9 protein-coding genes are annotated in these 12,211 nt (G+C 55.9%); 2 read left to right on the forward strand and 7 right to left on the reverse strand.

Annotated features, from left to right (window positions below; genetic code table 11):
* The 7 genes from WD429_RS01160 to WD429_RS01190 form a co-directional block, all read right to left on the reverse strand.
* A partial coding sequence (locus WD429_RS01160) for an antibiotic biosynthesis monooxygenase (RefSeq protein WP_368420337.1) occupies window positions 1–450 on the reverse strand: 450 nt, incomplete at its 3' end.
* A complete protein-coding gene (locus tag WD429_RS01165; protein ID WP_368420338.1) occupies window positions 447–2,054 on the reverse strand; it encodes a methyl-accepting chemotaxis protein in 1,608 nt (535 codons plus the stop codon). The genes WD429_RS01160 and WD429_RS01165, both read right to left, overlap by 4 nt.
* A gap of 70 nt (window positions 2,055–2,124) precedes the next feature.
* On the reverse strand, window positions 2,125–3,453 hold the full coding sequence (locus tag WD429_RS01170; protein WP_368420339.1) for a DUF1329 domain-containing protein: 1,329 nt from the start codon (window positions 3,451–3,453) through the stop codon (window positions 2,125–2,127).
* Between the two features lie 15 nt (window positions 3,454–3,468).
* Window positions 3,469–5,382, reverse strand: coding sequence for a DUF1302 family protein (locus tag WD429_RS01175; RefSeq protein WP_368420340.1), 1,914 nt, complete (start codon window positions 5,380–5,382; stop codon window positions 3,469–3,471).
* A 41-nt stretch (window positions 5,383–5,423) separates the two neighbouring features.
* Window positions 5,424–7,889, reverse strand: a complete 2,466-nt coding sequence (locus WD429_RS01180) for an RND family transporter (protein ID WP_368420341.1) — start codon at window positions 7,887–7,889, stop codon at window positions 5,424–5,426.
* Between the two features lie 11 nt (window positions 7,890–7,900).
* A complete protein-coding gene (locus tag WD429_RS01185) occupies window positions 7,901–8,890 on the reverse strand; it encodes a WD40/YVTN/BNR-like repeat-containing protein (protein WP_368420342.1) in 990 nt (329 codons plus the stop codon).
* 259 nt (window positions 8,891–9,149) lie between these two features.
* Window positions 9,150–10,856, reverse strand: coding sequence for a sigma 54-interacting transcriptional regulator (locus tag WD429_RS01190; protein WP_368420343.1), 1,707 nt, complete (start codon window positions 10,854–10,856; stop codon window positions 9,150–9,152).
* Between the two features lie 381 nt (window positions 10,857–11,237).
* On the opposite strand from WD429_RS01190, the gene WD429_RS01195 reads away from it, so the two are divergent.
* Window positions 11,238–11,489, forward strand: coding sequence for a phenol hydroxylase subunit (locus WD429_RS01195; RefSeq protein WP_368420344.1), 252 nt, complete (start codon window positions 11,238–11,240; stop codon window positions 11,487–11,489).
* Between the two features lie 49 nt (window positions 11,490–11,538).
* Window positions 11,539–12,211, forward strand: a 673-nt coding sequence (locus WD429_RS01200) for a phenol hydroxylase (protein ID WP_368420345.1), incomplete at its 3' end; no start/stop codon positions are given.

A 12,211-nucleotide genomic window follows, 5' to 3' on the forward strand; every position in this document is an offset into this window, starting at 1 on the left:
CGCGAGAATATCGCCGAACAGCACAAACACTAGGGTGACCGCCGGGTACAGGGCCAGCCAGCTGACCAGAGTCATCTTCCATTTGGGGGGTGGCGTCACCGGGTTCTGGCCGGGCAGGCTGAACCAGGTCACGAGGCCGGAGGTGACTTCCCGTTCACTGGGCTGAATCAACAGGTTCTCGATCTGTTCCAGCAATTCGGCCCGTTCGGATGAGGCTTCCCAGGCATTCAGCGTGTCCCTGTCCCGGAACTTGAACACGATACGGTATTCCGGATCAGCCGGTGACGAGGGTCGGAACATGGTGGCACCCAGGTAGCCGGTAAAGCTGGCGGCCCGCTCTGTCATCTGACTGCTGAGCTTCTCGAACTCGCTTTCCTGACCCTTTTTCACGCGACGTGAAACGACCACGGTTAAGGGGGTGCTCGGCTCCGGATGAGATTTCTCTGTCATGATGCGTTCTCCCTGAGATGTAACTGCCGGGCCGTGCTTGGTCCGGTTGGCATGAGATTCTTGATCAGAAACTTCTGGCGAAACACGTGGTGGCCTACTGACTCAGCTGCTATGCCGGTATCGCCCAGTTGCTGACAAGTCCTGTTGGCAACCTGGTGGATGTCGTGAATTTCCTGGCTGAGTTGACTGACAGTTTGGCTTTGCTGTTCTGTGGCTGCAGCTATTTGCTGATTGAGTCCGTCGGTCTCGTTAATGCCGGCAACAATGGCTTTGAGGGCCTCGGCGCTGGCGGAGACTTGATCCACACTGTTGGCGGATTGGCGTTTGCCTTTCTCGATCGATGCGACCACCCGTGCTGATCCCTCCTGAAGCGCCGTGATCATGTCGCGTACTTCATCGGTCGATTGCTGGGTTCTTTTGGCAAGGGAGCGTACCTCGTCTGCGACCACCGCAAAGCCCCGTCCATTCTCTCCGGCTCTGGCAGCCTCAATGGCGGCGTTCAGGGCAAGCAGATTGGTTTGATCGGCAATGGCATTGATGACATCCAGTATACGTCCTATGGCCTGGCTGTTCTGGTCCAGCTCCTGGACAATCTCGCTGGATTGTTCCAGCTCCTTGGCCAGGGTACCGATGCTGTCCTGGGCTGCTGCGGCTGAGTGCGCACCTTGCTCCCCGGATTCGCGGTTTCGGCCGCTGAGGTGGGCCGCCTGATGGGTGCTCTCGGAGACCTCGCGGATGGTCGCGCTGAACTCTTCAACCGAGGTGGCAATGGTACTCAATCCGGACAGTTGGTGTTCCGAGGCTTCGGTGCTGGCCTGCAGCAGGTTACTGGCTTGGCTGACGTGGCCTTCGATCTGGCTGCCGCTGTCTCTTATTCGGGCGATCATCACTTCGAGGCGTACCTCAATCAGCCGCATGGCCAGCTCGATCTGGCCGACAACGCCCGGGTGCCCGGTATAGACCAGTTGCTTGATCGGGTGATTTACCACGCCCTGGCAATGTCGGAAGAGAGACTGTAACGGCTGGTTGAAGATAAGCAAAATCACAAAGCTGACCGCGCTGCCGACCGTGAATAGAGTCGAAAACAGCAGTGGCTGTGTCAGTAGCCCGGCAATCAGCAATGGGCTGAACGCGACGCTCGCGATCAGCCATTGCAAAGTGGCTGGCGCTAGCCTGGGTATTCTTAGGGCGAGGGGGTGTTTGCCTCTGGCGCGGGCCTGATAGACCTGCTGGGTGCGCCGGACAGTGGCGTTGTCGGGAGCACGATAAATGGCCTGGAACTCGATTATTTTGCCATGTTCGTCGGAGATCGGGGTCACAAAGGTGTCTAGCCAAAGGTCCTGAACGCTGGCAGTTCGGTTCCGGATCATGCCCATCCAGGACTCATCTCGCCCCAGAGTTTCCCACAGATCATTCAGCGGGCCTTTGGGCATGTTCGGGTGTCGAAGTTTGCTGAACCCCTCGGCTTTTAGAGTACCTTCATCGTGGCCGCACAGCCGGCAAAACGCGCTGCTGGCGTAGGTGATTTTGCCGTCACTGTCGGTCAGTACCAGCAGCTGATCCGGCTCACGGGCGGTAGTTGGCAATGGCTCATATCGGGACATCTTTTCATCCTCCGAAACGAAAAAGGGGCCCGCATAGCGGGCCCAAAGGAGAGCAACAACGCTTAATTGATTAGCTGCCGGTTGCGCGCATGTGCTGCACGTTAAACATGCTGGGGCGGGAAAGTTCCGGATCGACCTGGCCCTTGAACTGGCCGGTGGTGCAGTGGCTTGCCTGCACATCGATCATGCTGAAGTTGTCATCGATAGACACGCCGGTGCCCTCGTTCTTGGGCAGGTGATGGTCAGGGTGTGCCTGGCCGATGGTGAAGGTCTTCCACAGGCTACCCTTGCGGTCGTAAGACACGGTTCGTGGAATGGTAAAGGTCTGGGCATCCATGTAGTGAACCCGCTTCGAGAGCGGATGGCTTTCGTCTACTGGTACCGATTCAACCTCGTACACCTTGCGCAGTTGCCAGGTAATATCCGGGAAGCATCCGCCCTGGCCGCTGAAGGCGATAACCTGGTAGCCGTCATCATCCTGGTGGGTTTCCGTGTCCAGATTCATTTCATTATGGTTGTAGAATGGCATCAGCATGTAACGGGTGCCTTTGTAGGTCCAGTTCATGTCCGAGATACGGCCGTTGTAGCCCTCGAAGTCCTCGATCATCAGGTCCGAACCCAGGAAGGCATCGGTCACCTGGCCGGTGGCCAGGCGGCGCACGCGGCGCTGGAAGCCCAGGTAGAGCCAGGAGTTGTCCCGCTTGAGATCGTCGGCCGCACGATGGATCAGCAGTTGGGTATTACGAACGTCCGCCGGGTCCAGTACCTGAACATAGATGGCGCGGAAAAGGTCAGACGGGTTGGGCGTGATTTCCGGTGTCGGCTCCTGAATAACACGGCCCTTGTAGTTCAGGAAGTGGAAGTTGAACTTGATGGTCCGCTCCACTTTGCCGGAATCCATATCCCGGTACTTCCAGTAAAAGGGGTATATGGCGGCGCTGTCGCCCCAGTTGTAGCCGTACTTGTAGTTCCATGCCAGCTTTTCGCCTGCGCGTGGGTCATCCGCATCCGGCTCCTGCGGGAAAGGCCGGCCCGCTTTCCAGCCACTGATTTCACCAACCTGCTCGCCGAGCGACACATCCCCCAGAGATTGGCGTGTGGCGTCCACGTAGGCGGGATGAAGGTCGAACGATGTGGTCTCGCCGACCGAGATCGAGGTCCAGCCTTTCTCTATGAAACCGAGGAAAGCCGGGTCAATGATGTCCTTGAACTGTTCCACGTTGGACTGGTCGATGATCATGCCGGCGCTGAGGCCCTCATGGTTTGGGGTTTCATCGTTGTAGGGATGAAAAGACTCATTGATCACTTCGTCGCTGGCGAAGGCAGCGGTGGAGAGTAGCCCCGCCGTCAGTCCCACAACCAGACCGCTGAACACGGATTTTTGCACTCTTGTTTTCATGATATTTCCTCTTTATCAGAAGCTGTAACGGGCAGTCAGCTGAATTTCATCTTCTTTCTGGGCCATGCCGATCGGGCCGGATTGGAAGCGACCGAGGGGCTCAGAGCCTGAGAGACCTGCAGACTCGCCGGGCTGGTGATTAACCACACCCGGTGTTTGGGTGAACGGGTCCCAGGGATTGCAGGAGCGGCAATCATCGAACTCACGGGCACCATCACCCACTTTGAAATTGCCGCCCAGGGTCAACTTGAAATTGTCGTTGACCAGCCAGTCGACCGACGGCGCGATCGCCGTTGCCTGTGCGCGGAAGTCGTGAGCTGTGATGATTTTGGGGGTCAGGCGTCCGTTCATATAAAAGCCCTGTACCAGAAGAGTAGCGGTCCAGTTGTGCTCATAATCCGGGATGCCGGCTTCGCCGTAGGTCCTGTCTTCACGCTCGTGATCGAGGATGTGCTGGCCAAATATCTGACCAGAGAACAGGAAGGCCTGGCTTTCGTTCAGAGCCGGGATAAAAATGTTCTTGTCTGCACCAACCACATACCGAAGTACATCAGACTCGGAGTAGAGTTCTTTGCGAAGGGTGTTGGCGAACTCCTCACCCGAGGTGTACGCGGTTTCAACGCGGAACACCGTGTCCACGCCTTGAGCGTAGTAATCCACAGAACCACCAACCAGGTTGACGCGGGGGAAGTGGATATCAAAAGCGATCAGGCTGGGATACACATCCGTTTGACCGTTGAACGCGTTCTGCGCGGGGATTTCCCCTCTGAGAGACGGCAACTGTGAACGGTAAGTCAGCGCATTGAGTGAGAAGCCCAGGTCGCCGTAAACACCTTCCGTCTTCAGGCCCAGTTGAGTGTTGGAGAGGCTCCAGCTGGGCATGTGTGCCTTACGGATACCAATCTGCCCGGGTCCGAAATCCGTAGCGAAGCCGCCGTCCGGGGTGGCGCCTGCGAAGTTGGCGACGGTACCACCATTTTCCCATAGGTTATTCATTCCGCGTAAGAAACATCCCGCATCAAGAATAACGTTTGGCTGTCCGCACTGGCCGATATCGTGAGGGCGGAACTTGTCGAAGTTCCAGACGACCTGGAAGTTCAGGTCGTCGAAGGCAAAGCCTTCAAACACCTCGGTGGGACCCATGCGGTAGTCCGTTCGCAGGATCCACATGGGAATCCGGATATCTTCCAGTTCGTCGTAGATATTGTTGCGGGAGAAGTCCACCGGGTTGATCACATCCAGCACCCGGAACAGATCCGTCCTGCCCCAGATCACCTGTTGCTTACCCAGGCGGGTGCTGAGGATGTTGCCGTTGGCGAAATTGATATTGAAATCAGCGTAGAGTTCGCGAATGACGTCGGCGCGATCATTGAACTCCTGATACCGGAGATCATTGGTATCCTTGTCCAGGTAGCCGACAATACAACCGCGACTATCCTCGTCACAGGGGCGGACCGGAACACCAAAGGCAACGCCGTTGTCCTGCCCGTGCAGGTGTTCGCCCAGAACAACCATGCCCTCATTCGGGTTTTGAGTGGTGTCAAAGCCGAAGAAAGGGGTAGGCGCTATTCCGCCACCATGAGGAACGTTACCCTGTGTGCCCTGCAACTGAATGGGACCACCGGCATTACGGCCATATTCATCATCATTGAGGTCGTAAACGCCGTCGTAACTGGCGCGCAGGGTCGCATTGAATTTTACATTGCTGAGGATGCCAACATCCCCCGCACCTTTCTCCATTTCCATTTGCAGTGTGTTGCGGAACTTGGAAAGCCCTACGCCTTCCCGCCCATAACTAGCGTTCTCGACATAACCGTTAACGCGGGTGTCCTTCGCCGCTACGGTTCCAGTCATCGTTAACAGCGCCAGGCTGGCACTACCCGCAAGGGTATAGCACCAGAATCTCAGGCCTTTTATTGTTGTTTGCATGGCAGATCCTCTTACAGGTTTAGTGGAGTTTGGTACCGGGTTCAGGCCCGGTACGGTTCTCCCGGCACGAACCCATCATCCTGCTCCCGAAAGGAACCGGACGACGGAGATGGTGTTGGTGGATGACGGTCGGCATGGAGAATGCCGTCTTCGTCGGCGTAGACATCGGTGACAAAACGGGGCCTGAATACCAGTACCCAGGAAGGCACCAGCAGCATGGCCGCGATGCCGTTGATCACGATCATCACGCACAGCAACAGTGCAGCATCTGACTGGAAGCGCAGGTCTGAGAAAATGACCCACATGATGATCCCGGCCATCAAGGTCAGAGCCGTGAAACTGATGGCCATGCCGGTGGTGGAGATCGCGCGGCGAACCGCATCGCGAAGATTTCCGCGCCGCGTCATTTCTTCTCGGATCCGGTCCATCATGTAAATGGAATAGTCGATGCCAACACCGATGCCGACGGCAATCACCGGCACCGTGTTGATGTCTATACTCAGGCCGCTGAGGCCCATGTAGGCGTAGGTGAGTGTGGTGGCAAACAGCATGGCCAGCAGCATCATCAGCCCGGCATGCAGGGAGGTGTAGAACAGCATCACGAAGAGAAAAATAAGCAGGAACACCAGTGGTAGAACAATCACGTTGGTTTCAAACGCTGACTCGTTCATCGCTGCGGCGACACCGAGGGTACCTCCGGCCAGACGTATGGTCAGGCCTTCCACACTGTCACCGTTTTCCGCGATCCATTCCTTGGCCATGTGGATGGCCCGGCGAATGGTTTCGCCCTGGCGGTCTTTGTAATAGAACACCAGGTTGGCGATGCGGTCGTCGGTGTCGTTGAACTCATCCAGCGCCCCGGGAATCGGGCTGGACGCCATATAGGTGAACATCAGCCCGCCCACATAGCCGGCATCGTGAGGGACCTGGTACCAGCGCGGGTCATTGTTGTGCATCAGGCGGTTAACCTGTTTCACCAGGTCGGGCAGCCCCTTGCTGCCACCCACTTCCGGGTCCCGCAGCATGTGAGACTGCAGGTCGGACAGGGCTGCCAATACTTCTGGCCGCTTGAGACCACCGTTTTCTTCGGTTTCCGCAATAATGTAGAGCTCCTCCGAGCCCGGGAAGCGCTCGTTCACCACGCGTGAAGAGACGTTGTAGTCGTGGTCTGGATACAGAATGGGGGACCCGGGTTCTGAATCGCCGATCTGTACATTGGACGACGCCAGCACGCCGGCCAGCATGGCGAGGGCTGCTATGCTCAGGACAATCTTGGCAGCGCCAGGCCGGGCGACCGTGCGGGAACAACTGGCACCAATGTGCCGCAGGACGGTCTCGCGAGTTTCCAGGTTTTTTGGTGTTGGCAGAATCGACAACAACAGAGGTACGCCGATCAACACGGTGAATACCACGGTAATGGCCCACAGCGAGGCGTAGATGCCCAGGTGGGTATTCAGCGGTATTGAGCCGATGGCAATCAGCGACAGGCCAATGGCATCGGAAACCACGCCGAGGGAGCCGGGGCGGAACAGGCTGTCAAAGGTGGCCTTGGCCGCCTCCGGCCCACTGCCTCTCTCCTGGGTTTCGGCGTAATACCGTTCCACCAGTTGGACGCCGTGGCTCATGGCCCGGGCGGCAATCAGGAAGGGAATGACTAGCCCGAGAGGGTCGAGGTTGTAGCCAAGCAGGCTGATAATTCCGAGCCCCCAAATGGTGGAGACAAGCACGCCGCCGAGGGGAATAAGCACACCGTAGGCCTTGCGGAAATGGAGGACCAATAGCGCCAGCATGGCCACAACGGTGAAAATGAAAATCTGGAGAATCTGCTCCATGTAGGTGTAGGCCCAGCCCACCAGAACCGGTTGACCCGTGGCATAGATCTTGACGCCCGCCTGTTCTTCCTCGGCCCGCAGTTGCTGCAGCTGGGCAAAGGTTTTTTCATAGTCCAGTTGGCCCTCGATGAGCTGCGCCTTGACCAGGGCCATTTTCATGTCCGGCGACACCAATGGGCCGTAAACCCTGGGGTTGGCCGACACATCAGCCCTCATGGCCTGCAGCGCTTCCTCGGAATATTGTCCGGAGGTGGAATCGTAATAAGGCTCCGAATTGATACTGCCAACTTCCGTCAGCCAGATCTTGCGGGAGTTGCGGTGAGTCACGCTGGACACAAGGTTGTGGTTGACCCCCGGCAGGTTGTCCACCGCCTGGGTTATCCGGTCGATCTTCGCGAGCTTGTCGTTGGTGAAGATGTCGCCCTCTTCGAACTCGACACCCACTACCAGAACATTGGCACCCCCAAAGCTGTCCTTGATGCTGTTGTGCAACTCAATGTAGGGGTGCTGTTGCGGTAGAAGATCCGCAAAGTCGGTATAGACTTTCAGACCGGGAATGCGCAAGGCAAATGCCAGTGTAAGGATGGCGATAACGGCCAGCACCTTGCGGGGGTTGCGGAATATCCACAGCTCCAGCAAGTGCAGTAGATGAGTAAAGCGATGCAATCCGGGCATGGTGGTGTTCCTCAGTCAGTACTGGCCGAGAAGGCCACGGGAATTTCAAGGTTCAGCAAAAGGCCACGACCACCTGCTACGAGCAGTTTCTGGTTGGGCAGCAACAGTCCGCTGCGCAGGTACAGGGGCTGGTCGGAGGTGGAAATCTTTTGCCAGGACTGATCGGTCTGCTGCAGGACAGTGGCGTTATCCGCCAGGGCATAGAGTCCGGAAGGGCCGTAAACGAAGCCAAATATGGGGGCGTTAATTCCGGTAGGGGATTTATCCCAGCTCTCACCGCCATCCGTGGTGTGGTAGATGAACCCGTTCAGGCCACCGACCCACCCCTCATTTTGCGAACGGAAATGGCTGGTGTGGGCGTAAAACTCATTAGGCAGATAACCCGCGTAATCCCAGTTTGCGCCGCCATCTTCGGTGGTAAGGACCAGGCCGTATTCGCCAGTTGCGAAAGCCTTATCGGAATCCACAAACTGCAGATTGTTGAGGATGGCATCTTCATTGAGGGACGTTTTTGTCCAGGTCTCACCCTGATCGGCGCTGCCCTGAACGGTGGTAAAGGCACCAGCTGCCCACCAGCTTCCATCTGGGGCACAGGCTGCCGTCATCATCTGTTCCTGGCTGGGCAGTGTGTGCGCGGTCCAGTTTTTGGCGCTGGCGTCGCTGTGCCAGATTTCATTGTTGAAGGTCAACGCGATAAAGCTGTTGTCCGGACAAACGTCCAGGGCGAGAAAACTGTCGGATGTCGGGGTCTGTCGGAGCCAGGTCTCACCGCTGTCCGAACTGACCAGAACAACGCCGTTGTTGCCGGAAAGGACAATAACCTCATCGTTGCGGGCCATGGCCTGGTAGAAGTCTGTTCGTTTGATAGCCTCTTGCGACTGTTCCCGAACAGCTTCCAGATTTAGCGGTGCTTCGCAGCCTGTCAGCAGAAGCGAAAACAGTCCGGCCAGTGATACGGCTTTGCCGGCGGTGCGCCATGAGCGCAGGGGGGCATTTCGCATTGTATGTCACCGTCTTTGTTTTTGTGGATAAAGCGACTAAGGGTGAAATAGCAACGCGTATGCCATACGCAGAATAATTTTCTTAACTAAATGAAAAGAAAAGAGAAAGATTTGAATCATGGTTGTGAAGTCTGGAATTTGCGGGGAATATGGCTATTTGATTTTCATCAAATGATCAAGCGGGGGGCGTACTTTCTTATTTAGTAAAAGGCGGGTGGGGAGGAACGGACATCCTTGTCCCTGGGTGGCTTTACAGCTATTAGCTCTCGGCTAGCATGCCGAACTTTTTCAGCCTGTAGGCGAGAGCGGGGCGAGTCAGACCCAGTATACGGGCTGCCCCCGATACATTCTGGTTTGCTTCTTCCATGGCACGGCGCATCAGGGTTTCTTCTACGTCATCCAGGCCGATGCCGTTGCCCAGTATCTGGCTGGCCCAGTCACCAGTCGCCCCCTCGCAGCCTTCTTCAACGAGTTGTCCCTGATTGTCGACAACACCTTGTGGCTCTTTGGGCTGCGGTTCGGGGACGCCTGCAAAAAGCGATTCGCAGCTGATGGATTCATTGTTATCGGTGAGTATCACGCCACGCTCAATCACATTTCCCAGCTCGCGGATATTACCTGGCCAATGATAGTGCATGCACATATCCATGGCCTTGTCGGACAAGCCCAGGGTGCGTTTGTTGTACTCTGAGTGGAATTTCCCCAGAAAGTGCTCGGCAAGCAGAGATAAGTCTTCAAACCGTTCCCGTAGCGGTGGGATTTTTACCGGAAACACATTGAGGCGGTAAAAAAGATCGGAGCGAAAACGGCCTTCTTCCACCGCTTTCTCAAGGCTTTCGTTGGTGGCTGCAATAACCCTTACGTTCACGGAACGTGTGCGATTGTCACCGACCCGCTCTAGTTCCCCTTCCTGTAACACTCTCAACAATGTGGCCTGTGCACGGGGTGTCAGCTCCACCACCTCATCCAGAAAAATGGTCCCCGTGTTTGCGCGTTCAAAACGACCGGGCCGGGACTGATTGGCCCCAGTGTAAGCGCCCTTTTCAACACCGAACAGTTCGGCTTCAATCAGGTCAGGAGGTATGGCGGCGCAGTTGACGGCAATAAAGGGCTGCTCGGCTCTTTCGCTGCGAAGATGAACGCTGCGGGCAATCACCTCTTTGCCGACGCCGGTTTCACCCAGCAACAGCACAGACACCTTGCCCATGGCGGCTTTGTCGATCATCTTGCAGACTTTGTTGTAAGAGGTAGATTGGCCAATGCCATAGTACTGCCCCTGCTGTTTCTCGAGGCTGCTACGCAGGGAGCTGACCTGGCTCTGAAGGTCGTACAACTCTTCAATAATGGGGTCGGCTTTGAAGTATTTGGTAAATTCCGTCATGTCTTCCCACTCTTCCGCGGGCTTGCCGACGATCATGCACTTGTCGTCGCCAGATCCGCGGCAGCTAACCTCCCGGAAGATGATTTCCCGGCCCATAAACGAAGATGTGTAGGCGCAGGCGTATCCCAGCAGTGACCAGCAGGCAGGCTCCTCCATCTGCCCCAGCTCTGTTTGGCAGATGTCTACTTCAAAGGAATCGATCCATTCCAGTTCGCAGTAAAAACTGCCGGTTTCCTGGTCTATGTCAATCTCAATGGGAACAGCTTTCACCATGCCCTTAAGAGAGTGCAGTTGGGGCCCGGCGAGGAAAATATCGAGTTCACTGCAGTGGGGCCGCAGCTTGCGAGCCAGTTCGGCATCCTTCAGCCCGGACTGGTAACCCAGGCGCAAGAAAAAGCCCTTCGCTCGCTCGATGCCCATGGTATTGACCATTTCGCGGCGAAAGGTGGCCATGGCATTAACCTGCATCAGTAGCATGCGCTGCTCACCAAACCAAATTTTGCCTTCCGTGCTTTGGAACCGGATCTGCTCCGTAAGATCCTGAAAGTCAATATATTTTAACTGCGGCTTGTAGCTGATGGCCATACTCTGTAGCCCCATTGTTGTTGTATGGGCGTTGCCTTTGGATAGTTCTCCGGCACGTCGGCAGTGGTTGGCCGACTCCTTTTCATATAACACCCTATCCATAACAAAAATCAACGAAATGATGAAAAGTTGGGCAACAAATTAGGTTTCTCGGGGGCTGAGCATTTGCTCAGTTCACAGTTCGTTGTTGATCAAATGGTAAAAATTCCCCTGGTCTTTCACCCTCTCCAATAACGAGCCCGCGTTATGTAATTCATGGCCTGTCTTTTAAAACCCTTCTAAAACAATCATATGAGTTATTTTCTGCGACAGAAGTTCAAAGCTTGGCATAGCCGTTGCTCAAGTCCAGTTAACCGACAACAAATGCAAACGGTGCCAATAATGACTGACCAAGCACAAAGCTTCGACGAAATGCCCCGGTACATCCGGGTGCGCAGTGGACCGGAAGACCGGTTCGTGGAGTTCGACTTTGCCATCGGCCATCCCGAACTGTTTGTTGAGCTCGTGCTTCCTCGGGAAGCGTTCGGAATTTTCTGTGAGCACAACAACGTGATCCACATGGATTCCGAGATGATCCGCGAGATCGATGCGGACATGGTCAAGTGGCGCTTTGGTGAAAAGGGCCACCGTTAACTGTCAGCCAGTCGATTCTTCACTCACAACAACAAGACGGTAAGTTGATATGAGCATTGAAATCAAAACCACCTCGGTGGAGCCAATCCGCCACACCTACAGCCACATCGCCCGTCGTTTTGGCGACAAGCCGGCGACGCGCTATCAGGAAGCCAGCTTCGATATCGAAGCCACCACTAACTTTCACTATCGGCCGCTGTGGGATCCGGAGCATACCCTGAATGACCCCACCTGGACGGTCATCCGCATGGAAGACTGGTATGCGGTCACTGACCCCCGCCAGTTCTATTACGGGGCCTATGTAGGTAACCGCGCCAAGATGCAGGAATCTGCAGAAACCAGCTACTCCTTCTGCGATAAGCGCAACCTGTTGAGCCGCCTTCCCGAAGAAACCCGTGAACAGATTCTTCGCCTGCTGGTGCCGCTGCGCCATGTTGAACTGGGTGCGAACATGAACAACAGCAAGATCGCCGGCGATGCCATCGCTACCACCGTGGCCCAGATGCACATCTATACCGCCATGGACCGACTCGGCATGGGCCAGTATCTGTCCCGTATCGCGCTGATGATGGATGGCAGTACCGGTACCGCTCTTGACCACTCCAAAACCTACTGGATGGACGACGAGCTCTGGCAACCCATGCGCAAACTGGTTGAAGACACGCTGGTGGTCAAGGACTGGTTCGAGCTGACTCTGGTTCAGAATCTGCTGATCGACGGCA

Origin of the sequence: Marinobacter sp., from assembly GCF_040904845.1 — a bacterium.
In the GTDB taxonomy this organism is placed as follows: domain Bacteria; phylum Pseudomonadota; class Gammaproteobacteria; order Pseudomonadales; family Oleiphilaceae; genus Marinobacter.

Bases quoted from the DNA above. Each gene is read 5' to 3' on its own strand.
- WD429_RS01165 (WP_368420338.1), bottom strand. From the start codon at position 2,054: ATGTCCCGATATGAGCCATTGCCAACTACCGCCCGTGAGCCGGATCAG.
- WD429_RS01170 (WP_368420339.1), bottom strand. From the start codon at position 3,453: ATGAAAACAAGAGTGCAAAAATCCGTGTTCAGCGGTCTGGTTGTGGGA.
- WD429_RS01175 (WP_368420340.1), bottom strand. From the start codon at position 5,382: ATGCAAACAACAATAAAAGGCCTGAGATTCTGGTGCTATACCCTTGCG.
- WD429_RS01180 (WP_368420341.1), bottom strand. From the start codon at position 7,889: ATGCCCGGATTGCATCGCTTTACTCATCTACTGCACTTGCTGGAGCTG.
- WD429_RS01185 (WP_368420342.1), bottom strand. From the start codon at position 8,890: ATGCGAAATGCCCCCCTGCGCTCATGGCGCACCGCCGGCAAAGCCGTA.
- WD429_RS01190 (WP_368420343.1), bottom strand. From the start codon at position 10,856: ATGGCCATCAGCTACAAGCCGCAGTTAAAATATATTGACTTTCAGGAT.
- WD429_RS01195 (WP_368420344.1), top strand. From the start codon at position 11,238: ATGACTGACCAAGCACAAAGCTTCGACGAAATGCCCCGGTACATCCGG.